We start from the raw sequence: 23,575 nt of genomic DNA, 5'->3' as shown, positions 1-23,575 counted from the left end.
TTGCCAGACCAGGTTCGCACCTCGAGAGGTGCTCCTACAGCGGCTTCGTCAGAAAGGATAAATCATGTCTGATATCGAACTGGTTTCTGCCACCAAATCCTTTGGTGGCTGGCTGAAACGCTACAAGCACCGCAGTCAGGTACTCAACTGCGAGATGATCTTCGCCATTTATCTGCCACCGGCCGCCGATGAAAACCACGTTCCTCTGCTGTGGTGGCTGTCCGGCCTTACCTGTACCGATGAAAACTTCATGCAAAAAGCCGGCGCTCAACGCACCGCCGCCGAGCTGGGCCTGGCCATGGTCTGCCCGGACACCAGTCCGCGCGGCACCGATCTGCCCGGTGAGCACGACAGCTATGATTTCGGCTCTGGTGCCGGTTTCTATGTGAACGCCACCCGCGCCCCCTGGAGCCAGCACTACCGCATGTACGACTACGTGATCGATGAGTTGCCGGCACTGCTGCGTGACCATTTCCCCCTTAATGGTCGCGAGGCCATCAGCGGCCATTCCATGGGTGGCCATGGCGCCCTGATCTGCGCCCTGAAAAACCCGGGGCGCTACACCTCGGTCTCCGCCTTCGCGCCGATCAGCCACCCGATGCAATGCCCCTGGGGTAAAAAAGCCCTGAACGGTTTCCTGGGTGATGATCAGGAAAGCTGGAAAGCCTGGGATGCCTGCGAGCTGGTCAAGGCCTATGGCAGCGACCTGGCCTTGATGGTGGACCAGGGCGATGCGGATAACTTCTACACCGACGGTCAACTACAACCAGAAGCTCTCAGCGCCGCCTGCGAGGAAGCCGGCGTGCCAATCACCCTGCGCATGCAGCCCGGTTATGACCATTCCTATTTCTTTATCGCCAGCTTTATTGACGATCATCTGAAATATCACTTCCACCACCTGACGCAATAAATCTTTCGAGCAGAGCGCCATCACGTAGGGTGGGTTAGCCGAAGGCGTAACCCACCAGCCAGACACCGCCAAACCACGGCGCAGGTCGATGGTGGATTACGCCTTCGGCTAATCCACCCTACCGTTCTACCGCTTGGTCATCCGCTGTTGTGGATTCTCACGCTTCCATGGCAACGTAACCCGGTTGCTGTTCAACCCGTTTCAGCCAGGCACGAATCGCCGGATAATTCGCCAGAGAAAAACCGCCCTGCCCGGCCACATGGGTGTAGGCATACAAGGCAATATCGGCAATGGAATAATCACTGCCGACAAAGAAGTCCCGCTCTGACAAATGGGTTTCCATAACACTCAGGGCGTCATGGCCTTTCTGCTGTTTTTCCGTCAGTGCCTCAGCGTATTTTTGCTTTTCTCCCAGCACATGAATCCAGTAGCGCGAGGTGGCGATATTGGGCTCGTGGTTGTATTGCTCGAAAAACATCCATTGCAATATCTGGGCTTGCTGAAACGCATCCACGGGCATCAGTTTACTGTCTCTGGCCAGATACCAGAGCGCCGCACTGGATTCGGGCAGCACCCTGTTATCAGGTGTCACCAATACAGGTATACGACCATTGGGATTGATGGCGAGAAATTCTGCGGTGCGGGTTTCACCGCGGGTGATATCCTTTTCGATACGCCGAAAGGGTATTCCCAACTGGGCCATGGCCAGCCGCAGCTTGTAGCAGTTGCCGGACGAGGCAAATTCATAAAGCGTAAACATCACTTTTCCTTGTGATAGAGAGAGACGTATTACCGGTATATCCTTTCAAACCCTTCGGCACTGAAACCGTTCATCCGTCGCTTGCCCACCAGAATAACGGGGACCCCCTTGCCTTCCAGTGCGTCAAATCGTGCCTGGGCTTTCGGATCGTTATCAATATCGTATTCGGTAAAGGGGATATTATTGTCATTGAAGTAACGACGGGCTTTCTTGCACACCCCGCACCACTGAGTGGCATACATGATGACCCTGGCACCACGCGCTGCCGGCTCCGGCACGCCCTTGCCGAGGCTTTCGTAGGTCACGCTCTCGAATGTATTGATGCGGACGTTGACGGCCTGTGCCCGGTCATTGTCGGCAGGCTTGTCACCAAAATGGACACGCCCCTGCGCATCGGTCCAGGTATAGATCTCTGCGCAGGCCTGTCCTGCCAACAGCATGGCACTGGCAAACAGCAGTAACGCTATGCATCCCTTCATGACCCCCCCTCCTTTTGCGTGGTCAGCTTACCGTCAAATCTCACACCGAGAAACCCGCACAGGCGACAGGCATAGCACAGGGTGGATTAGCCGAAGGCGTAATCCACCATTGAGCGGTGGGGTGATTGGAGGCGGCTGGCTGGTGGATTACGCCTTCGGCTAATCCACCCTACGGCCACGAGCATCAAAAAAAAGCCAGGGCATTGCCCTGGCTATGGCTCGGGAGAGCGAGACTAAAACCGGGAAGAGTCAGTCGTTGATAAAACCCGCAAGGCGCTGATTGATGGTGCCCACGCACTCGCTGATGATGTCATCAATAATTTCCGCACAGCTGGGATAACTGTCGATCAGCCCCTGAACCATGCCGGAGGTCCAGATGCCGCCATCGATTTCACCGGAGGTCAGTGCCGCCTTGCCTTTCACGCCCGCGACCAGGTCCTGGATGTAATCGAACTTCATGCCCTGCCCCTTTTCCCGCTCAATCTCGTTGACCTGGGTGGCAACCGCATTCTTGAAAACGCGAGCGGTATTTTTCAACGGACGGAAGATCAGGGCGGTATCCAGCTCGGACGCTTCGGCAATGGCACGCTTCATGTTTTCATGCACTGGCGATTCTTTCGACGCCAGGAAACGGGTGCCCATGTTGATGCCGTCCGCACCCAGCGCCAGGCAGGCCGCCATCTGTGCACCGGTACCGATACCGCCGGACGCCAGCATGGGAATCTTGATCACTTTGGCCGCCGCCGGCAGCAACACCAGATTGGGGATGTCGTCCTCCCCCGGGTGACCGGCACATTCGAAACCGTCCACGGAGACTGCAGCCACCCCCACTTTTTCTGCCTTCAGCGCGTGACGCACGGAGGTGCATTTGTGCACCACCTTTACACCGGCGCCTTCGAACAGAGGCATGAAGGGTTCCGGGTTGCGGCCAGCGGTTTCCACAACGGAGATATTGTTTTCACAGATCACCCGGGCGTATTCCTCGTAGGGCACCGGCTTGATGGTCGGCAGAATGGTCAGGTTGACGCCGAAGGGCTTGTCGGTCATTTCCTTGCAGCGTTTGATTTCCTTGTCCAGATCTTCCGGAGTGGGCTGGGTCAGGGCAGTGATGATACCCAGGCCGCCAGCGTTGGATACCGCCGCCGCCAGTTCGGCATAGCCCACATTCTGCATGCCGCCCTGCACAATCGGATACTGGATGCCCAGTAATTCGGTAATACGTGTCTTCATGAATGGGGTCCCTTTACTGAATTCAGGCCAGCCCCACAGAACCTGCTCCACGGGGCGTTTGGATGGCGCCAACGTACTCAAGGCCACTATTTTGCAGCAATGACAGGAATGTTCACCCCCTCGGGAATTTTGGATAGCACTGGCCCTGGATCAGCCACCAAGCTGCTGTTTTATAACGCTTTCCATTTTCATAAAGGAAAACTATCAATGCGCATGGATTAGACAGCAATATCGCTTTTGTATGCACTCGCCAGGGCTTTTCTGGCCTTGCCCGGCGAGCTGCCGGTCCAGCGCCGCCAGGCGCGACTGAAGGCGCTGTGCTCGGAAAATCCCAACAACAGCGCGATGTCACCCAGGGTCAGAGAGGGTTCCGCCAGATAATGACGGGCCAGTTGCTCACGGGTGCGATCAAGTAGCTCCCGCCAGGTCAGTTGTCGCTCGGCAAGGCGCCGTTGCAAGGTACGCACAGACATGTGCAGCTCTGCAGCCAGGCGCGGCAGGGTTACCGTCGCCTCCGGCATCAGTCTCACCATGGCCTGCTGCAGGGCCCGGTCGAAACTGTCGGAGTCCGGCAGCGCCAACAACATGGCGCGGGCCTGTCGATCCAGCAGATTACGCATGCTGGGATCACTGTGCGGCAGCGGCATGGCAAGAAAGTGAATCGGGAAACTGACGCAGGTGTGGGACTGGGAAAACATCACCGGGCAACCAAAGAACGCCTCATAGGCCTGGCAGGCTTCCTCCGATGGCGATGAAAACACGAAGGACACCGATGTCGGTGAGGGTGGGTCATCGACCAGCCGGCGCAGAAAGGTAATCAGCGCTGCGATGGCCACGGTATCCGCCAGCTGCCCCACGGAGTCTTCCGCGGGCCAGCGCACCTGGATCTGCTCCCCCGCCCCCAACACTTCCACCATGTCCCGGCCGTAAAACAGCGTCTCGTATCGCTGATACGCCTGCATGGCCTCGCCCAGGGTGCGGCAGGTGAGAATCAGGTAGCCGAGCATGCCCACATGGCGGGGCTGCACCATGGCGCCGATGGCCAGGCCCGGCGCCACCTGGTCCGGTCGCAGCGACACCGCCTGCTGTAACAGGTCACGCCACAGCGGCAGGGGCACCAGGTCCGCCGGGCTGCGACTGTCCAGCACGGTGCGTAGAGCCGGTGCCGGCAGGTTTTCCCGGTCCAGCCAGTCCGTGAGCAGCTGCACCCAGGCTCCGGTCACACGCATGGCTGTGGCCATGATCCTCTCCCGCCGTTTGTCCGATGGCATAGATTGTCAAAAATACGGCATGGAACGTCAATACAAACCCGCCCCTCCATCGCACAATGATTCCCTCATCAATCACAACGGGAACGGTGCCCATGGCTCTGATGGACTGGTTCAACAGCGTGTGGCAGAACAGCGGCCTGGCCCCGCTGTGGGAAACGGTGGCTCCCTGGCTGGCCCTGGACGAACGGCAACTGATCTTCATGGTGGCCACGCCCTTTTTTATTGGCGTGTTCCTGTGGGAGTTCCTCAAGATCCGTCACAATGCCGAGCTGGTGGATACCCGGGAATCCATTCGTAATTTCATGCTGGGTGCCGGTTACCAGACTACCGAGTTGCTGTTCGCCGGCCTGATCGCCTTCCCGGTGTATGCCTTTGCCTACCACCACCGGCTGCTGGATATCGAGCTGACCTGGTTCACCGGGGCTCTGTTGTGGGTGCTGACCGATTTCTGCTTCTACTGGATGCACCGCACCTCACACCGGGTGCGCTGGTTCTGGGCCGCCCATGTGACTCACCACTCCTCCGAGCGGATGAACTTTTCCACCGCCATGCGCCAGAACGCCACCAACATTTTCAATGGCGGTTGGTTGTTCTATGTACCGCTGGCCTTTGTCGGCTTCAACCCGGTGTGGATCGGGGTCTGCTACGCCCTGTCACTGGTCTACCAGTTCTTTATCCACACCACCCTGGTGAAACGGCTGCACCCGGCCATCGAGTACGTCTTTAACACGCCGAGCCACCACCGGGTCCACCACGGCCGCAACCCGGACTATATCGACACCAACTACGGCGGCGTCTTCATCGTCTTCGATCGCCTGTTCGGCACCTTCACCCCGGAGCGGGACGAAGAGCCGGTGGAATACGGCATCACCCGCCCGGTGTACAGCAACAACCTGCTGGTAGCCTGGTGTCATGAATACGTGGACATGTTTCGCGACATGAAAAAAAGCGGCTCTATCGGGCAGCGGTTGAAACATCTTTGGAAGCCGCCGGAGTGGGAAAGGGAAAACAGTGAATAGTTAACAGTTAATAGTTGCGCGAATAGCGCCAACAGGGATTTGAACGCATGAGGCCGCGCCCAACCATTGAGCGCGGCCTCATGCGTTCCAGAAAAAACAGCGCCCACTCGCGTCGCTGTTCACTGTTAACTATTCACTGTTAACTGCCGTCGCTAGCGCCTGCTGATAAAACCCCCACGCCATCACCCCCGCCAGCAGATTGCCAAACGCCGCCCCCAACGCCAGGCCACCGAAGTCGCCCAGTTGGTAGCCCAGCCACAACAGGGGCAGGTAGCACAGGAACAGGCGCAGGAAGGAAATCAGCATGGCGCGCATGGGCCAGCCCAGGGCATTACTGGCGGAGACCACCAGCATGCAGATGCCGAGCAGGCCATAGCTGGGTGGCAGCCAGCGGATCAGTACTGCCAGGTAGGCCTGCACCGGCGCCGTCTCCACCAGCAGGCTGGCCAGCGGCGCCGCCAGCAAGGCCATCACCAGTCCCAACAAGACCTGCCAGCCAATCACCATGGCCGCCGCCACGCGCATCAGGCGGCGCACTGTCTCCCAGTCGTTGCCGCCGTAGCAACGGCCCAGCCAGGGCGGCAGGGCCATGGTCATACCCAGCACCAGCACGATGGAAAAACTTTCCAGGCGGCTGGCCATCCCCCAGGCGGCCACCGCCTGGTCACCGGCCCGGGCCACCAGGGCGGTGGCCAGCATGGCCGCCAGTGGCGGCATCAACTGGCTGATCATGGCCGGGCCGGCAATCTGCGCGAACGGCCAGGCGGACACCCGCATCTGTACCAGCATGCCATGGCGCTGCACCCAGCCTTTGCCGCGCAGGGCCAGCACCAGAATGCCCAGGCCGATGGCAAAGGCCAGCAGGGAGGCCAGCGCCGCACCCGGCAGGCCGAAGCCGTCCCAGTCACCCGCGCCAAAGATCAGCAGCGGGTCCAGCATCAGGTTGAGCAGGCTGGTGAGCACCATCATCAGGCCCGGAAAGCGGGTATTGCCGTGGGCCCGGAACAGGCTGTAACCGAAGTAGAGTACTCCGCCCACCCACATGGCCAGCACCTGGATCGCCCAGTAGGGGCGAATCAGTTCGCGAATGGCCTCACTGGCACCGATCAGGGTGAACGCCGGGGTCTGAATCAACCACAGGAACAACACCAGGGCTCCCAGCATCAGGCCACCACCGGTAAGCACCAGGGCACCGAGCCGGTTGGCCTGGTCCTGCTGGCCGGCGCCGATGGCCCGGGAGATCAGCGCGGCGATGGCAATGCCGATCCCCACCTGCACGCCGATCACCAGAAACGCCAGTGGAAAGGTAAACGATTGCGCTGCCAGCGGCGCTGTCCCCAACCGCGCCACAAAGATGCTGTCCACCAGGTAGAACCCGAGTAACGACATGACCCCCAGCGCCATGGGCCAGGTCTGCTGCCAGAGCTGGCGGACGAGGGAGAGGGTGGAGGGAGGAGCGGTCTGGGACAATGGGCAACCTTGGTGATGATTCCAGGTCAGGTGAGACTAGCAGGGGTTTGGTTAACAGTTAACAGTGAATAGTTAACAGCTGCGCGATCAGGGCCTGCTTTGAATTTAAACGTATGCGGCCGCGTCCTGATGTTCAGCACGATCTGATACGTTGAAGGAAGCAACACTGCCTTGTGTCGCTGTTTACTATTCACTGTTAACTGTTCACTGGCTGTCAAAGCGGCTGGATACGATCCATCAGCTTGCCGCTTTCCACCAGCTCCAGGAATTCATCGCCCAGCCGCTGGCTCTCACCCACCGCCTTGCGCCAGTAGGCCTCACGGCCAGCATCATCACCCAGGTAATGCTTGAAGTCGGTGCGGTCGGGCAGCTTGCCGTGGGGCAGGCTGGCCAGGTACTCCCGGGAGGGCGACACCAGCAACAGCCGACGCAGGCGCTTGGGGTCGCCGTTGCGCCAGCGCAGGGGCTTGTCGAACCAGCCGGGGATCACCCGGTCGGTGAAGTGCGGGTAGAGGACAATCCCGGCGCTCTGGTAAGGCAGGTCCAGGTGGTAGTCGAGCATGCCGCCGTCCCGATAGACCCCGTCCGGGGCCCCGGGCAACTCGCTGACCCCATCGAGCACCATGGGAATGGCAGCACTGGCCAGCAGGGCCGCGCGCAGGTTCTCCGCCCGCAGGGAAATATGGTGGGTGGTGAAATCATTGAGCGGCCCCACCGGCAAGTCACTGCCATCCGGGTAGACCAGCCCGCGCTCCATGAACAGGCCGGTGGCCTGGCGGCTGAAAAAGTTGGTGCCAATCAGCCCGGCCAGGCCCAGACCCAGCCCCAGACCGCCGTTGCGAGCCATCAACCCGCGGCTGCGAATCACCACGATCACCAGCCGGTAGTCCTGGTTATGCAGAATGTGCTGGTCGCGGTCCTGCAGCAGCTCGGAGAGCATGGCCGCACAGCGATGGCTGACTTCTTTTGCGGTAATGCCTTTGGGAAAACGTTGGCGGGTGTAGAGCTCCGCCAACCGCGCCAGCCCCTGGGCCGGATCCTGGCCCATGGCGATGGCGGCAAAGCGCCAGCTACCGATAGAGGCACCAATCAGGGTACGACGGCGAGGCGCCCGGGGCAGAAAGTCACCGAAAACCGCCCGGTCCAGCCCGTTGATGCCCAACGCCTTGGGCCCACCGGCCGCACCGGGAACAATGTCCACATCCTCGGCACGCAGGCCATATTCGCGCAAATGGGCAATAGCGTCGGTGCCCGCGCGTAACGTCAAGGCCGGGGCTTTGCTGTGAATGGCGACCACCTGTTCTCTCCGAAACCTGCTCAGGAAAGCTATGCATCCTACCCGCTATTGGCAGATTTCCGAAATTGCATTCCGCTATTAGTGAACGCGGCCGCAAGCAGACGGATTGCTGCCTGGCCTGGGCTCAATGCCCCTCGGCAACAGGAAGGCTTGTGCCGCATCCATTCTCACCCTCACTCCTTGCCTGCCAGAAACTCGCCAAACGCCCGGGTAAACGCCAACGGCTGGCTCATCAACGGCACATGACCGGAACGCGGCAGCACCACATGGCGGGCACCGATCAATTCGGCAAAGGCCGCCTGACCTTCGGCGGGATAGAGGGGGGAGCGGGCGCCGGTAATCACCGTGGCCGGCACCGGAAAATCCGCCGCCGTGGGCCGATAATCATGGCTGCCAGACAGGTAGGCCTGCAGATAGGCACGGATATCCGCCAGCTCCGCCACCGGCAGCAGGCGAGCCCACAGCCCGGACCAGCGGGACGTGGCTCGAAAGGCAGAATGCAACTCGGGGCGACCGGCCACCTGGGCGAGAATATGGGTCAGCTGACGCAGCACTGCCTCGCGGACCCCGGCGGCCAGATTGGCGATTCGCCCGTGATCCGGCGCGCCTTCGAGCAATGCCAACAAGTCCCGCAGTTGCGAGAAGAAGTGTTCCTGACGGTCACCGAACAGGCCATGGGCCCAGTCCGGCTGATTGGCGATGCAGGGCGTCTGATCAATATGCAGATAACGGCCCACCGCAGAGAAATCCCCGTGGGCATGCCAGTGCAGGCTGGTGGTGGCGCCCAGGGAATAGCCCACCAGATGGAAATCCTGCAGGCCGAAATGAGCCACCAGATCTTCCATGTCCTGCATGTGGTTATGGAAGACATCCGGCTGATTGAAACGGGCAGAGGCAGAATGTCCCGCCCCGCGCAGATCCGGCATGTAGAACTGGTAACGACGCAGGAATGGCAGCACAAAGGGAAGCCAGTCGCGCCCCTGCATACCCAGCCCGTGCAGCATCAGCACCGGCTGGCCACGCCCCAGAATTCTCACATGCAGCGACTGGCCGTCCCTGGCAGGAAATAAAGGCATCCCGCTCCCCCGTTCTTCCGTATTGTTATTCGCCGTACAGACACAGGTAGGCGGTATCCACTTCCACCTTTACCTGAAAACGGCTGTCTGCCACCACTTCAAAGGTGTCACCGGCAGCAAATGTCTGCCAGTCGGCAGCGCCGGGCAGCTTCACGGTCAGCGCGCCGCTTACCACCGTCATGGTCTCGTGCTCGCTGGTGCCGAACTCGTAATCGCCCGGCGCCATAACGCCGACGGTGGCTGGTTTCGTTTCGGCTTGAAAGGCAATGGATGCCACCTTGGCATCGAAGTATTCGTTGACCTTGAACATGCAAGGGCCTCCGCTGAGTCAATGGAGGCGCGAGTATGCCAAAACCCGCGGTGCCGTGCCGCTTATTTCCAATCCGTGGCGATCGGGGTGCCCTGGCGAACGGTATTGGTGACCGGGGTTTTGCCGGCAATCTCCAGCAGGCGCTGGCGCTGCTCCTCACTCAGCTCACCGCTGCAGGTCAGGGTACGATCGATATATTCCTTGCCCGCATCATCCCGATAAAAGTGTAGCCCCACCTGGATCTCGCCCAGCTCCCAGCCCTTGCGTTCGGCATACATGCGCAAGGTGATGGAGGTGCAGGCCCCCAGTCCGGATAGCAACAATTCGTAGGGGTTGGGGCCGCTGTCACTGCCGCCCAGGCTCTCCCCTTCATCAGCACTGAGCCGATGCTGCCGGGCATCAATCTGCTGCACATACTTCTCAACGCTATGTACCTGTACTCGCGCCATTGCGCTCTCCTTTTCTTTATCGTCCGCCGCTTTCATACTGAAAACCCTTGTTCAATGACTATGCCATGGAGGCGGCCATGAGCAACACCAATGCCAGCGGCGAGATGGTGGAATGCCCCAACCTTGCCGGCAAACCCACTCTCAAGGCAGTAGCTTCACGCAAAAGCATTCTCGGCAGCGGCCTGCCGATCATTCGTCACCTGCCCAGTCGCGATCAACGTTTGATTGGCCCCTGGTGTTTTCTCGATCATATCGGCCCCACCTCACTGGCCGCCGACAATGGCGTCGATGTGGGAACGCATCCCCATATCGGCTTGCAGACCGTCACCTGGCTGTTCGAGGGCGCCTTGCTGCATAAAGACAACCTGGGCTATGAACAGGAAATCCGCCCCGGCCAGCTCAACCTGATGACCGCCGGGCATGGCATCTGTCACTCCGAGGAGAGCCCTGACGGCTTCAGCGGCGCCATGCACGGCCTGCAATTCTGGATCGCCCTGCCCGCCGAACACGAAGACACCGACCCGGCCTTCAGCCATCACACCGATCTGCCGCAATGGCATCAGGATGGTGCGGATATCACCCTGGTGGTGGGCGAACTGGATGGCCGCCGCTCCCCCGCCCAGGTGTTCTCCCCCCTTGTCGGGGCCGATATCGTGGCGAAAGACGCCTGCTCCCTTACCTTGCCGCTGTCTGCGGACTTCGAGCTGGGACTGTGTATCAACGAAGGCAGCGCCGAGGTGGATGGGGAAACCCTGCAGGTCGGCGAGCTGTATTACCTGGGGTGCGGGCGGGACCACCTAACGCTTACCCTGAGGGCCGGCAGCCGGGTGATGCTGCTGGGCGGCGAGCCCCTGGGGCAGCCGGTACTGCTGTGGTGGAATTTCGTGGGCAGGGATCAGGCGCGCCTGGAAACAGCCATTGCGGACTGGAATGACTGGCCCAACAAACGGTTCGGCGATGTAGAGGCCTATCAGGGCAAGCCCCTGAAGGCACCCAGCCTGGACCCGTCGGTACGGCTTAAATGATGCAAATTGGCCCGTAGGAGCCATGCTCGCATGGCGAACCGCTCAACATGTTCGCCATGCAAGCATAGCTCCTACGACGGCCCGCCAAATTCATTTCACTCTTTGGAATGGGAACACCAGTCCATTATCAAGACCCGCGCACCTGCTGGCAGAATATCTCTACGACTTCACTGTCATACGCCGGGTGAGTGATGATGACGTCATAGCTTTTTCCTTTCTCGATCTCACAATCAACCTGATCCACACCGCTCCACATCGCATAACGGAAAACATTCAGTTCCAATGTCTCGTCAGAAGCAGGGACAACGGTTTCATAGTCAGTCGCCTGACCAAAAATAAAGCCATCAACCAGGGCGTCACCACCGACAGATACAGTCAAAGGCTGTCCGCTTAATCCTGAAAGCGCATGAATCAATCGAATCCGGACCTCACCGTCAGATACAGCTGCCACACTCTGCTGGTAATTTCTCAGAATTGGATCGGCGCCACCTGTGCCACTAACCTGCCCCATCAATACAAGGGTGTAGCTCTGTCCGGCTTTCAACTCTAAAGACTGGTCATCCACCAGGGTAGTCGTGTCGTTATTCACATCGAATACAACACTCTCGACATCTGCGTTGAGTTTGAAGGCCACGCCATCCTGCTCGGTGGTGGAATACTGGCGATTTTCAAACAATGGCTCAGAGAGGTTGTTGCGGGCGACCAGGTCTACGGTGGTATCGGCCGCTGTCGTTCCCGCCAACTGGTTATGAAAGAAGAGTCCGGAAGGGTCACGCAGCAGATCCTCCACCTCATCATTGTCGCCACCGCAACCGGACAACACCACAACCCCGGCCATAGCCAGCAAACCCAGCTTTTTCATTGTTTTCTCCCGAATAGATTACCGCCGCCAGAATTACCACGGCGTGCGGTGTTTTTTTGGTAACAGTTGGCAGTTTGGAGGGGTTCGAAAGGGGGAAGTTCCAGCCGTTCAGTTGAACGGCTGGCAGAACAGGGCGATCTGATCATCGTCGCTGTCGAAACGACGGTAGGCAATGATGGCATCGTAGCTACGGCCACTGCTGACGCTACAGCTTACCTGGTCGATCTCCAGGCCCTGGGTTTCGTTATTGACCGTCACCTCCAGGGTGCCACTGGCATTGACCGACACATAGTTGCTGCCTTCGGCATACTCCAGACCGGATACCAGCGACTGGCCGGCAGCGCCCGGCGTAACAACGCTGAGCTCATCGCCGGAAAGGCGCGACAGGGTATTGATGAAGCGCACCCGGATCTGGCCGCTGGTTACCGTCATTTGCTGGTGCCGGTAGGTGCGCAGTTGGCGGTTGTCCAGGGTGGTGTCGCCCATCAGCACCACGGTATAACGATCACCCGCTGTCAGGGTGCGATTCAGGGGACCGTTGACCAGGGTACTGCCGGAGCTGCTGCCTCGGGCATCGAACGACAGCGACTCGCTGTCGTCATCCAGCTCGATGGATTCGGCGCTGACATTGCCGGTAATGGTGTAGCCCACATCGTCCTGCACCGGACTGTTCTGGTTGTCCACGAACAGGTCCACGGTGACGTCATCTTCGCTGCCGCCACCCACCTGGGTCAGCTGGTTATGGAAATAGATTCTGGCGTTGTCGGAAAACAGGCCGTCGTCGTCTTCCTCATCACAGCCAAAGGTGGAGAGGCCCGCCACGGACGCCGCCAATACCAGACGCAAGAAAATCATGATGCCTCACTCCCGGGTGACTCCTCGCTGCTGCCCTGCTGTTCCAGCAGGGCGGCGGGGCTTTCACCCTCATTGAATTCGCGTATGAAAATGCCCCAGAAGGCCACAAACAGGGCAGCCAGCAGAGGCCCCAGGGCGAAACCGGTGATGCCGAACATGGCCAGACCGCCCAGGGTAGAAAACAGCACCACATAGTCCGGCAATTTGGTGTCTCGTCCCACCAGGATCGGACGCAGGATATTGTCCACCAGCCCGATGACAAAAATACCAAACAGCACCAGGATGGTAGCATTCAATATATCACCCACCGCATAGAGGTAGAGTGAAACCGGCAGCCAGATCAGACCCGCCCCCACCGCGGGAATCAATGACAGCACCGCCATCACCACCCCCCACAGCAAGGCACCGGGGATGCCCAGCCACCAGAAGATCAGCCCCCCCAGGGCACCCTGGGTGGCCGCGACCAGCAGGTTGCCCTTGATGGTGGCGCGGGTCACTTCGGCAAACTTGGCGAACAACAGTTTTTCACGTTCGTCGCCCAGGGGCAGAGCGCGGATCAGCATACTGACCATGGCATCGCCATCGCGAATCAGGAAGAACGCCAGGTACAGCATCAAGCCCAGATTAAGGAAAAACTGGAAGGTGTTCTGGCCCACCGCCAGGGCGCGCTTGGCCAGGAACTGGCCGGCGCCGGTGAAGGCTTCCACGGTCTGCGACTTGATCCGCTCCAGATCGATATCGAAACGCTCGGCAGCGGATTGCAGCCAGGGGAATGCCTGCTTGATGCGATCCACATAGTCGGCCAGGTTGAGCTCGCCGCTCTGCACTTTCTGGAACAGGGACACGCCTTCGGTGACAAAAGAGGACGCCACCACCAGTACCGGAATTACCACCAGCACCACACACAAAAACAGGGTGCACAGGGACACCAGATTACGACGGTGGGGCCACTTGGCGAGCAGGCGTTTCTGGAACGGGTAGAAAATCACACCAATGGCGCAGGCCCAGAAAATGGGGGCGAAGAAGGGTTTCAGCAACAACGCGAACGCCACGCTGACCGCCACCAGCGTAAACAGAAACGTGCCCCGCTCCAGCTTTACCGATATATCCGTATCCTGCATCGCCATCCATTCCCTTTCTGCAAATTCACTGGCTGGTTCAGCTGGCAGCCATCAGCACGCCACCGCCCAGGTAACTCATATAGGCCACAAAGACCAGCAGCAGACCGATACCATTGCCGCGGGTAATCTGCCCCTTGCGACCCCACAGACCAAACCCCATCACAAACAGAGCCATGGTCAGCACCATCATCAGGCTCCAGTCTCGCTGCAGCACCACCGTCTCAACACTCATGGGCTGGATGGCACCGGCGATGCCGACGACCGCCAGGGTATTGAACAGGTTCGAGCCTAGCACGTTCCCAAAGGCAATATCGTGCTCGCCCTTGCGCACTGCGGCGATGCTTGAGGCCAGCTCTGGCAGCGAGGTACCGATCGCCACAATGGTCAAACCGATGACCAGGTCACTGACCCCCAGCGACTGGGCAATATCCACTGCCCCCCACACCAGCAGCCGGGAACTCGCCACCAGCAGGGCCAGGCCCACCACCAACCAGAACAGGGCGGTTTTCAATGGCAGGGGATGCTCGGCCAGATCGGTTTCCACTTCCCCGGCCAACACATCGCCCTTGCCGCTCATGGCAGCATAAATAGACCAGCCCATCAGCAGCCCCAGCACGGCAAGCAACACCCAGGCATCCACCCGGGAAATGCTGCCATCCAGCAACTGATATCCCGCCAGCAACGTCACCAGCGTCAGCACCGGCAGCTCTTTTTTGAGAACCGCAGAATTCAGCGCGATGGGGCTCATGACGGCGACCACCCCGAGAATCAACGCAATGTTGGAAATATTGGAGCCATAGGCATTACCCAGTGCCAGCGAGGGGTTGCCATCCAGGGCGGCCATGGCCGACACCACCATCTCCGGTGCCGAGGTGCCGAAACCGACGATCAACATGCCGATCAGCAGCGGCGGCATACCCGCATGAGCCGCCGTACCGGCCGCGCCTTCCACAAACTTGTCAGCACTCCACACCAGCACAATCAGGCCAGCGATCACGGCGGCAATAGCCAGCAACATGGGGACTCCTTGGGGTAGTGAATCGTGTCAGGCGGGCATTGTGGCAGAGAGCGGGAAGGCTGGCACCTGTCTGTGAGTTGCAAGTTGAAAGTTTAAAGTTGCAAGGCGCGGGAAAGGGCAGATGCCAGACGATCAGCGCCTGCGCCGCGCTTTAAGCTTGCCCCAATAAAACCGTAAAGGCCGCGCTATGTCACTGAGCGCGGCCTTTACAATTACAAACTCTGCCGGATGGTTTTCGCAGCCACATTACCGGCAATCGCGGGCAGGGCCTGAGTCAGGTGGCACCCAGCCCTACCGCGCCTTGCAACTTTAAACTTTCAACTTGCAACTCCTTCACACGTGCTCCTCCCTCCCCGGCTTGATGCCATAGGCCAGGGTATAAAGCACCGGCACCACAATCAGGGTCAGAATCGTGGCGAAGCCCAGGCCGAACATGATCACCACCGCCATGGATTCGAAGAAGGCATCGAACAACAGCGGGATCATGCCGAGGATGGTGGTTACTGCCGCCATGCACACGGGTCGTACCCGGGAAATGGAAGCCGTCATCACCGCCTCGAAGGGCTCCAGGGTTTCCATCTCCAGCTTTATCTGTTCCACCAGCACGATGCCATTCTTCACCAGCATGCCGGACAGGCTGAGAAAGCCCAGTAACGCCATAAAGCCGAAGGGAGCATTAAGCAGCAGCAAGCCCAGGGTCACACCGATGATGGCCAGCGGCACCGTGGCCCAGATCACCAGCGGCTGACGCAGGGAGTCGAACAACAGCATGGTGATAATGAACATGAACAGATAGCCCATGGGCAAACTGCCGAATACCGCCGTCTGCGCATCCTTCGATGCCTTGTACTCGCCGCCCCATTCCAGTGAATACCCCGGCGGCAATGCCAGCTCGGCAATGGCCGGGCGAATCCGGCGCAGCACCTGATCGGCGGTTTCATCGCCAAGCACATCCGGCTCCGCCTGCACGGTCAGGGTGCGCTTGCGATCGCGCCGCAGGATCAGCGCATTCTCCCACTCGGTGCGGAAGTCGGACACGACCTGGGTAATGGGAATATAGGTGGTGTACACCGGCGACCACACCTGCACATCATTAAGATTATCGGCGCTGAGTCGTTCTTTCTCCGGCGGGCGGGCGACAATCGGCAGCAACTGACTGCCGTCACGATAGAGGCCCACATTGCGGCCACTGAAGTTCAACGCCAGGGTATTATCCAGATCTTCCCGGCTGATCCCGGCACGGCGCGCCTGTGCCTCCTGGAACTGGGGACGAATCACTTTTTCCTGCTGGCGCCAGTCATGGCGAATGCTTTCCAGGCCACCATCCTCGCGCATGATCGCCTGGGCCTTCAGGCCCAGCTCGCGAAGGGTCTGTGGGTCCGGGCCGCTGAAGCGGGCCTCGATGGACGCCGGCGGGCTGGGACCGATCATCAGCCGTTTCACTTTGGCAAAGGCCTGCAAATGCTCCTCACCAATTAGCTGCCGGGTGGCGGACAGGGCCGCATCAATCTGCTCGCGCTCGCTCACCTGAACAATCAGCTGGGCATAGCTGGGGTAACTCTTCTCCGGGTTGTAGGGCAGCATGAAGCGCTCGGCCCCACGGCCGATGGTGCTGGTCACCCCGGTGACCTCGTCCATGTCCAGTAGCGATGATTCCAGGCGCTCCACTGCTTCGCGGGTGGCACGGATGTCACTGCCCTGGGGCAGCCAGTAATCCACCAGGAACATGGGCGTATTGGAGGGCGGGAAAAAGGCCTGTTTCACCGCCCCGAAGCCCACCACTGCCACCACCAGCAGAATGCCCATGCCGGACAGGGTCAGCACCCGGTGATGAATGGCCCGGTCCAGCAGGCGTCGATAGATCACGAACAGTTTGCCCTTGTAGGGATCTTCGGCCTCCCCGCCAGCACCGCCCACATCCTTGTCGGAGAAAAACAGGTCCGCGAAGAACGGCACCAGGGTCACCGCGGTGATCCAGCTGAGCAGCAATGAAATCAGCAGCACCCAGAAAAGGGTATTGGTGTATTCCCCGGTGGCATCCTCGGACAGGCCGATGGGCGCGAACGCCATGATGGCGATCACCGTGGCGCCCAGCAGCGGCCAGATGGTCTGGCGGACGATATCCACCGCCGCCTCCAGTTTTGACATGCCCCGCTTCATGCCCACCAGGATGCCCTCGGTGACCACAATGGCATTATCCACCAGCATCCCCAGGGCGATAATCAGTGCCCCCAGGGAAATCCGTTGCAGATCAATGGCCAGCACCTTCATGACGATAAAGGTGCCTAGGATGGTCAGCAGCAGTACGCCGCCCATCAACAGACCGGAACGCACTCCCATGAACACCAGCAACACGGCGATGACGATGGCAATGGCTTCGCCCAGATTGAGCAGAAACGCGCCCACCGAGCTATCCACTTCCTCGGGCTGGTTGTACACCGTGGCCAGTGCCATGCCCGCCGGCCGCTGGTATTCCAGCTCCGCCAGGCGTTGCTCCACCCGCGCGCCGACTTCCACCACATTGACCCCCGTGGAGAAGGAAATCCCCAGGGTCAGGGCGGCGTCACCGTTGAAGCGATAAAGGTGGTCCGGCACTTCCGCATAGCCCCGTTCAATGGTGGCCACATCACGCAAGTAGACCAGCTCATCGGCGCCCGGATCGGAAATCAACAGATCGCCCATGTCCTGTACGGTAGGAAATTCACCGGTGGGGTAGATGCGAATGTACTCATCCCCGACCCGCACCTTGCCGGCCGGATTCACCGTGTTCTGGGTCTGCAACAGGGAAAAGATCCGCTCCGGGCTGATGCCCAGGGACGCCAGCCGGGTGCGGGAAATTTCCACCAGCACCTGCTCCTGACGCTGGCCGCCCACCACGACTTTGCCCACGCCTTTCACCAACACCAGCTCACGGGTCAGGTAGTCGGCGTAATCCTGCATTTCCTGGTAGCGATAACCGTCTCCGGTGATCGCCATCAAAATGCCGTAGACATCACCGAAGTCATCCAACACCTGAATGGTACCGACGCCCGGAGGCAGCTCCGGCTGCAGGTCAGTGAGCTTGTGGCGCAGCTCGTCCCAGATCTGCTTGAGCTGGCTGGCCCGGTAGGTGGGCTTCATTTCCACCTGCACCTGGGACAAGCCATTGCTGGAAATGGAGGTGACGTAATCCACGTAGGGCAAGTTCTGAATGGCCATTTCCACCGGCAAGGTGACTTCTTCTTCCACCTGACGCGGCGACGCGCCCGGGTAGCTGGTAATCACCATGGCGGTCTTGATGGTGAACTCCGGGTCTTCCAGCTGGCCAAGGCGGGAAAAGCTGACGATCCCGCCCACCAGCAGAATCAGGGTGAATAACCAGCTCACCACCCGGTGGCGAATGCTGTATGCGGCGATATTCATTACAGCCCCCGCTCTTTCACCAGCTCACGTACCGTCTGCCCCTCTTCCAGATGATGGACGCCGGCACTCACCACCCGGTCTCCGCTGCTCAGGCCATCAAGAATTTCCACGCCTTCACCGACGACCTGCCCCAGGGTGACCGACACGGCCGACACCGTGCCGATATCGTCCTGCGGCTGATAACGCCAGACAAAGGCGCCCTCCTTGCCATCCTGCTTGAACACGGCTTCCACCGGCACCTGCAGGCGCTCGTCAGCCGCCTTGCGAATCTGGCTAAGATCAATGGCCACGTCCACGCTCATGCCCGGCAGCACCACCTGCCCTTCCGGGTTGGCCATGGTCAGGGTGATGTTGTAGGTCTGGGTGCGCGCATCGGCGCTGGCTTCGTGTTCCTTGTAGCTGGCCTTGAAGGTGCGGTTGGGCGCTCCTTCAAAGCGCACCGTAGGCTGGTAGTCCTCCCCCCCTTTACGCAGGTTGGTAAAGAAGCGTTCGGAGACGGCGAACTCGATGTCGATGTTGTCATCACCCTGCAAATAGAGAATCGGCTCCTTGGCCTGCACAAACTGGTAATTCTCCACTTCGGTGCGCGCCACGGTGCCCGCGAAGGGCGCCTTCAGCCGGGTGTATTCCACATTGTCACGGGCCATGCTCAGGGCGGCCCGGGCCTGACGACGTTTGGCCTGCAACTCGTCGAACTGGGCTTCGGAAATCACCCCGCGCTCACGCAAGCTGATCGCCCGCTGATACTGGCTCTCGGCAAGATCGTACTGGGCCTGGCGATCGGCCAGCTGGTTATTGAAATCCGCCGGATCCAGGGCCGCCAGCAACTGCCCTTTCTTCACCTGTTCACCGGCACGCACCGGCAGCTTGACCAGCTGCCCGGACACCCGGAACGCCAGCTGCGACCCTTCCGTGGCCACCACCCGCCCCGGGTAATGGCGCAGTTGCCCGGCACCGTCACCGTTCACCGTGTACAGCTTCACCGGCTGCGGTAAAGGCGCCTGCGCCGGCGGCTCATCGCCACATCCCGCCATCACCAGAGACAGGCCAACCAGTGCCCAGAAACGTGTCATGCGTGCTCTCCCAGCCCTACGGTACTCATCAGTACCAATTATCACACAACTTGCCGCTGCGTCGTGAAACCTATTCAAAACCCTACCGGATTCTGACCTGAAATGACTGTGGTGTCTTTGTGTAGGGACGCAGCAGGTTTAACGCAGCCGCAATGTTGCTGCGGAATCTTCTTCCGGATGATGGGACCTTAACCCTGACTCCCTGACCACCAACGCCGATTGCGTAGGGTGCACTGAGCCTAAGGCGAACTGCACCATCAAGCGCCGGATCGGTGCAGTTCGCCTTAGGCTCAGTGCACCCTACGTCTTGCAAAGCGGCGGAGATTTACCATAAAAAAAGGGCCGACAGGCGTCGACCCAAGGGGGAATAAGATGCATGGCAGGTGAGTCCACCCAGCCCGCCGTGCGGTGACGGTGAGCGCGTCACGGGGTTGCTCTTCAGCCGGCAAAGGCCGGGCTGCTCAGGCCTTGAGCCAAGCCTCCAGCTCGTCGGCGCCGCCAATGCGCTCGCCTTCGATATACACCTGCGGCGTAGTGCCGGCACCGGTTACCGCGGCCAGGGAGCTGTAGCTCAGGCCCCGGCTGCCAAGTTCGATTTCTTCAAACGCGTAGCCGTTTTCTGCCAGCGCCTTCTTCGCGCGGGTGCAGTGCGGGCAGCCTGGCTTGGTGAAAACGGTTACCCGCTTGGGCAGGGCCGCTTCGCCATTGATGTAATTGAGCATGGTGTCCGCATCGGAGACCTCGAACGGGTCGCCGGGCTTCTCCGGCTCAATGAACATACGGTCGATTACCCCGTCTTTCACCAGCATGGAATAGCGCCAGCTACGCGGCCCAAAACCGAGATCCTGCTTGTCCACCAGCATGCCCATCTTGTCGGTGAACTCGCCGTTACCATCCGGAATGAAGCGGATATTGCCGGCAGACTGGTCACCCGCCCAGGCGTTCATCACAAAGCCGTCGTTGACGGACAGGCAGACAATGTCGTCCACACCGTTGGCTTTCAGCACCGGCGCCAGTTCGTTATAGCGGGGCAGGTGCGTGGAAGAGCACGTCGGGGTAAAGGCGCCCGGCAGGGCGAACACCACCACCGTTTTTCCCTGGAACAGGTCATCGGTGGTCACATCCTGCCATTCATTCCCTTCACGGGTACGGAAGGTGACTTGGGGGACACGTTGCCCTTCGCGATTTTCCAGCATGCTTGCACTCCTTGTGCCAATTAGAGGGTGACTCGTTTGATATGCGATCAATAATAGTCACCCTCTATTCATCCGAAAAACGAATTACTTCTATCTTTACGATTGCCTTTATCTATCAGTCCAGATGGGCGGACAGCATCCAGGCCGCCTTCTCGTGAATCTCGATACGGTCGCTGGCTACGGTGGAGGAACCTTCATCTTCGTGCTCGCCAGCCAGCTTCAGCACCCGGTTGGCCTGCTCGGCAACGGTACGGTGGTCTTCCGTCAGCTCACGAATCATGTCACTGGCAGACGGGTCGCCCACCGCATCCTTCACCGTGGACAACTTGGCAAACTCTGCGTAGCTGCCCGGCGCCTTCCAGCCCAGTGCCCGAATACGTTCGGCAATAGTGTCTACCGCCAGGGCCAGCTCGGTGTACTGTTGCTCGAATAACAGATGCAGGCTGTGGAACATGGGGCCAGTCACGTTCCAGTGGTACTTGTGGGTTTTCAGGTAAAGCGTGTAGCTCTCGGCCAGTAACTTGCTCAACTGCTCGGCAACCTGCTTGTTGTGTTCAATCATTGCGTGGCTCCTTGCTGTGCAAATGTGACGAGGGATTGTTTCCACTCTTCTCTACATGGCTTTCAGAACAGGAACTTCAACCCTGCTCCGCCACGAGTCGGAATTACCGTAACGCCACACCCACGTGACCAACAGAAAATTGCTTTCATCACATCGATAGAAAACGCTGATCTGCGCGACTGTCCAAAATTCACGCTTTACAGGCGCCTTTAGCGCTCGGCATGATGCAGTCTCCTCTAACCGCAAGAAGACCTCGTCAATGACCGCAACCCCGCAACCGGAAACGGATTACTCTATTCTGGAAGAATGGTTGAACGGCTTGACGCACGGCATCGGCGCCGCCCTGAGTGTCGCCGGCACCGTGATACTGATCGTTGCCGCCAGCCTGCAGGGCGATCCCTGGAAAATTGTCGGTTTCAGTATTTTCGGTGCCAGCCTGATTCTGCTCTACAGCGCCAGCGCCCTGTACCACAGCCTGCGCAACCCGAAGTGGCGTGCGGTGTTCAAGATGCTCGATCACTGCGCCATCTATGGCTTGATCGCCGGCACCTACACGCCCTTCCTGTTGGTGAATCTGCGCGGCCAGACCGGCTGGATCCTGTTCGCCGTGATCTGGACACTGGCGCTCATCGGCATCGGCCTGAAGGCCATGTACGGGCACCGTTTCAAACTGATGCGGGTGGGCATTTACCTGGCCATGGGCTGGCTGATCCTGTTCGCCTCCGGGGAACTGACCACTAAATTGAACGAGGTCGGCTTCTGGCTGATCCTGGCCGGCGGTATCACCTACACTGTCGGGGTGATTTTCTACCTGGCCGACCGCTTTATTCCCTTCAACCACGCCATCTGGCACCTGTTCGTAATGGGCGGCAGTGTCTGCCATTTCTTCGCCGTCTACTACGGTGTGCTGCCGGTCTAGGGCCGGACCTTTGCGAAAAAGCATCTGATCACTTGCATGACTCTGATCATTCATTATATATTTTATTTAAATATATTTTATGGAAGTGTCATGCGAACTCTGGATATGGATGCCCTGCGCGATAACGCCACAGAAGCCAGTCAGCTGCTCAAGGCGCTGTCGCACCCGGACCGGCTACTGCTGCTCTGCCAGCTCACCGACGGCGAGCGCAGCGTCAGCGAGCTGGAAGAGTTGGTTGGCGTTTACCAACCCTCCCTGTCCCAGCAGCTGGGCGTCTTGCGCCGGGAGGGACTGGTAGCCAGTCGCCGGGACGGCAAGCAGATGCACTATTCCATTGCCGACCCCAAGGCCCTGGCCGTGCTGGAAACCTTGTACGCCCTTTTTTGTGGAGAGCCCCAATGACGATCGACTGGACGGCCTTTACCCCCTGGTCAGCCCTGGCCGGTGGCGCCCTGATCGGCCTGGCCGCCGCCCTCTTTATTCACGCCAACGGCCGCATTGCCGGCATCAGCGGCATCGTCGGCGGGCTGTTGCGGCCTGCTGCCGGTGACCGCGCCTGGCGGCTGGCCTTTGTATTGGGCATGGTTGCCGCTCCGCTACTGTGGAGCCTGGTGGCCACCTTGCCGCCGCTGATCATCGCCGCAGACTGGCCCCTGCTGATTGCGGCCGGCCTGATCGTCGGCATCAGCACCCGCTATGGCGCCGGTTGCACCAGCGGGCATGGGGTCTGCGGGATCTCGCGGCTGTCTCCGCGCTCCCTGGTCGCCACCCTGGCGTTCATGGGCAGCGGCTTTGTCACCGTCTTTGTGGTGCGCCATTTGCTGGGAGGTGCGGTATGAACCGGTCGCATTTGAGCGCCTTTGTCGTCGGCCTGATTTTCGGCGCCGGGTTATTGTTGGCCGGCATGGCCAACCCGGCCAAGGTACTGGCCTTTCTCGATCTGGCCGGCCCCTGGGACCCGTCCCTGGCGCTGGTGATGGTAGGTGCTATCGCCGTAGCGTCGGCGGGCTTTGCCCTCACCCGGGGTCGCAACCTGGCCTGGAGTGGTGACCCCATCCAGATTCCCGGCAACCGCAAACTGGACCGGCGACTGGTACTCGGTTCACTGGGTTTCGGAGTGGGCTGGGGATTGGCGGGCTTTTGTCCGGGACCGGCGCTGGTGGCACTGGGCACCGGCAGCCTCAAGGCGGTGATTTTCGTCGCCGCCATGGTGGCAGGCATGGCTGCCTTTGAATGGCTGGAAAGGCGCAAGGGCGCGTAAAGGCAGCTGC

General features: G+C 59.9%; 24 protein-coding genes. 7 read left to right on the top strand and 17 right to left on the bottom strand.

The features are described 5' to 3' along the window. Positions 1–64: 64 nt before the first annotated feature. Positions 65–910 (top strand): S-formylglutathione hydrolase, encoded by an 846-nt coding sequence (gene fghA, locus Q0Y02_RS05615; protein WP_297765574.1) that lies wholly within the window; start codon positions 65–67, stop codon positions 908–910. Positions 911–1,067: 157 nt separating this feature from the next. Here fghA and Q0Y02_RS05610 read toward each other — a convergent pair whose 3' ends face one another. From Q0Y02_RS05610 to Q0Y02_RS05595, 4 genes are all read right to left on the bottom strand, one after another. Further along, complete coding sequence (locus tag Q0Y02_RS05610) at positions 1,068–1,670, bottom strand: glutathione S-transferase family protein (RefSeq protein ID WP_297765570.1); 603 nt, start codon at positions 1,668–1,670, stop codon at positions 1,068–1,070. Between the two features lie 29 nt (positions 1,671–1,699). Continuing rightward, positions 1,700–2,149 (bottom strand): glutaredoxin family protein, encoded by a 450-nt coding sequence (locus Q0Y02_RS05605; RefSeq protein WP_297765566.1) that lies wholly within the window; start codon positions 2,147–2,149, stop codon positions 1,700–1,702. A gap of 249 nt (positions 2,150–2,398) precedes the next feature. Continuing rightward, positions 2,399–3,379: a nitronate monooxygenase family protein gene (locus tag Q0Y02_RS05600; RefSeq protein WP_297765563.1), complete on the bottom strand. Its 981-nt coding sequence runs from the start codon at positions 3,377–3,379 to the stop codon at positions 2,399–2,401. Between the two features lie 218 nt (positions 3,380–3,597). Next, on the bottom strand, positions 3,598–4,620 hold the full coding sequence (locus Q0Y02_RS05595; RefSeq protein ID WP_297765560.1) for an AraC family transcriptional regulator: 1,023 nt from the start codon (positions 4,618–4,620) through the stop codon (positions 3,598–3,600). 122 nt (positions 4,621–4,742) lie between these two features. On the opposite strand from Q0Y02_RS05595, the gene Q0Y02_RS05590 reads away from it, so the two are divergent. Further along, positions 4,743–5,669 (top strand): sterol desaturase family protein, encoded by a 927-nt coding sequence (locus tag Q0Y02_RS05590; RefSeq protein WP_297765557.1) that lies wholly within the window; start codon positions 4,743–4,745, stop codon positions 5,667–5,669. A 129-nt stretch (positions 5,670–5,798) separates the two neighbouring features. On the opposite strand, the gene Q0Y02_RS05585 is transcribed toward Q0Y02_RS05590, so the two are convergent. The 5 genes from Q0Y02_RS05585 to Q0Y02_RS05565 form a co-directional block, all read right to left on the bottom strand. Then, positions 5,799–7,073: an MATE family efflux transporter gene (locus tag Q0Y02_RS05585; protein ID WP_297766139.1), complete on the bottom strand. Its 1,275-nt coding sequence runs from the start codon at positions 7,071–7,073 to the stop codon at positions 5,799–5,801. A 280-nt stretch (positions 7,074–7,353) separates the two neighbouring features. After that, a complete protein-coding gene (locus Q0Y02_RS05580; RefSeq protein ID WP_297765554.1) occupies positions 7,354–8,436 on the bottom strand; it encodes a patatin-like phospholipase family protein in 1,083 nt (360 codons plus the stop codon). Positions 8,437–8,609: 173 nt separating this feature from the next. Then, positions 8,610–9,512, bottom strand: a complete 903-nt coding sequence (locus Q0Y02_RS05575) for an alpha/beta hydrolase (protein ID WP_297765551.1) — start codon at positions 9,510–9,512, stop codon at positions 8,610–8,612. 25 nt (positions 9,513–9,537) lie between these two features. After that, a complete protein-coding gene (locus Q0Y02_RS05570; RefSeq protein WP_063510004.1) occupies positions 9,538–9,822 on the bottom strand; it encodes a pyrimidine/purine nucleoside phosphorylase in 285 nt (94 codons plus the stop codon). 62 nt (positions 9,823–9,884) lie between these two features. Further along, positions 9,885–10,271: an OsmC family protein gene (locus tag Q0Y02_RS05565; RefSeq protein ID WP_297765542.1), complete on the bottom strand. Its 387-nt coding sequence runs from the start codon at positions 10,269–10,271 to the stop codon at positions 9,885–9,887. Between the two features lie 77 nt (positions 10,272–10,348). Here Q0Y02_RS05565 and Q0Y02_RS05560 point away from each other — a divergent pair, with 77 nt between their 5' ends. Next, a complete protein-coding gene (locus Q0Y02_RS05560; protein WP_297765539.1) occupies positions 10,349–11,296 on the top strand; it encodes a pirin family protein in 948 nt (315 codons plus the stop codon). A 127-nt stretch (positions 11,297–11,423) separates the two neighbouring features. On the opposite strand, the gene Q0Y02_RS05555 is transcribed toward Q0Y02_RS05560, so the two are convergent. The 8 genes from Q0Y02_RS05555 to Q0Y02_RS05520 all read right to left on the bottom strand — a co-directional run bounded on the left by Q0Y02_RS05555 (position 11,424) and on the right by Q0Y02_RS05520 (position 21,385). After that, a complete protein-coding gene (locus Q0Y02_RS05555) occupies positions 11,424–12,158 on the bottom strand; it encodes a hypothetical protein (RefSeq protein WP_297765536.1) in 735 nt (244 codons plus the stop codon). A gap of 108 nt (positions 12,159–12,266) precedes the next feature. Continuing rightward, positions 12,267–13,013, bottom strand: a complete 747-nt coding sequence (locus Q0Y02_RS05550) for a hypothetical protein (RefSeq protein WP_297765533.1) — start codon at positions 13,011–13,013, stop codon at positions 12,267–12,269. After that, positions 13,010–14,140: an AI-2E family transporter gene (locus Q0Y02_RS05545; protein WP_335626170.1), complete on the bottom strand. Its 1,131-nt coding sequence runs from the start codon at positions 14,138–14,140 to the stop codon at positions 13,010–13,012. The genes Q0Y02_RS05550 and Q0Y02_RS05545 overlap by 4 nt, the downstream gene beginning before the upstream one ends. A gap of 31 nt (positions 14,141–14,171) precedes the next feature. After that, on the bottom strand, positions 14,172–15,152 hold the full coding sequence (locus Q0Y02_RS05540) for a calcium/sodium antiporter (protein ID WP_297765531.1): 981 nt from the start codon (positions 15,150–15,152) through the stop codon (positions 14,172–14,174). 333 nt (positions 15,153–15,485) lie between these two features. After that, complete coding sequence (locus Q0Y02_RS05535) at positions 15,486–18,554, bottom strand: efflux RND transporter permease subunit (protein WP_297765529.1); 3,069 nt, start codon at positions 18,552–18,554, stop codon at positions 15,486–15,488. Then, a complete protein-coding gene (locus Q0Y02_RS05530; protein WP_297765527.1) occupies positions 18,554–19,627 on the bottom strand; it encodes an efflux RND transporter periplasmic adaptor subunit in 1,074 nt (357 codons plus the stop codon). Before Q0Y02_RS05530 ends, Q0Y02_RS05535 begins: the two co-directional genes overlap by 1 nt. A gap of 461 nt (positions 19,628–20,088) precedes the next feature. Beyond that, positions 20,089–20,823 (bottom strand): glutathione peroxidase, encoded by a 735-nt coding sequence (locus Q0Y02_RS05525; RefSeq protein WP_297765522.1) that lies wholly within the window; start codon positions 20,821–20,823, stop codon positions 20,089–20,091. 115 nt (positions 20,824–20,938) lie between these two features. Further along, positions 20,939–21,385: a DNA starvation/stationary phase protection protein gene (locus Q0Y02_RS05520; RefSeq protein WP_035246021.1), complete on the bottom strand. Its 447-nt coding sequence runs from the start codon at positions 21,383–21,385 to the stop codon at positions 20,939–20,941. A gap of 259 nt (positions 21,386–21,644) precedes the next feature. Between Q0Y02_RS05520 and Q0Y02_RS05515 the strand changes: the two genes are divergently transcribed. From Q0Y02_RS05515 to Q0Y02_RS05500, 4 genes are all read left to right on the top strand, one after another. Then, a complete protein-coding gene (locus tag Q0Y02_RS05515; RefSeq protein WP_297765517.1) occupies positions 21,645–22,304 on the top strand; it encodes a hemolysin III family protein in 660 nt (219 codons plus the stop codon). Between the two features lie 90 nt (positions 22,305–22,394). Further along, positions 22,395–22,706, top strand: a complete 312-nt coding sequence (locus Q0Y02_RS05510) for a metalloregulator ArsR/SmtB family transcription factor (RefSeq protein ID WP_297765514.1) — start codon at positions 22,395–22,397, stop codon at positions 22,704–22,706. Then, the gene (locus Q0Y02_RS05505; protein WP_297765510.1) at positions 22,703–23,143 is read left to right on the top strand and encodes a YeeE/YedE family protein; all 441 of its coding nucleotides are present in this window, start codon (positions 22,703–22,705) and stop codon (positions 23,141–23,143) included. Before Q0Y02_RS05510 ends, Q0Y02_RS05505 begins: the two co-directional genes overlap by 4 nt. After that, positions 23,140–23,565, top strand: coding sequence for a DUF6691 family protein (locus tag Q0Y02_RS05500; RefSeq protein ID WP_297765507.1), 426 nt, complete (start codon positions 23,140–23,142; stop codon positions 23,563–23,565). Before Q0Y02_RS05505 ends, Q0Y02_RS05500 begins: the two co-directional genes overlap by 4 nt. Positions 23,566–23,575: the final 10 nt, after the last annotated feature.

Source organism: uncultured Alcanivorax sp. (assembly GCF_947258575.1).
In the GTDB taxonomy this organism is placed as follows: Bacteria; Pseudomonadota; Gammaproteobacteria; order Pseudomonadales; family Alcanivoracaceae; genus Alcanivorax.
This window is presented reverse-complemented; position numbering and strand designations above follow the sequence as displayed.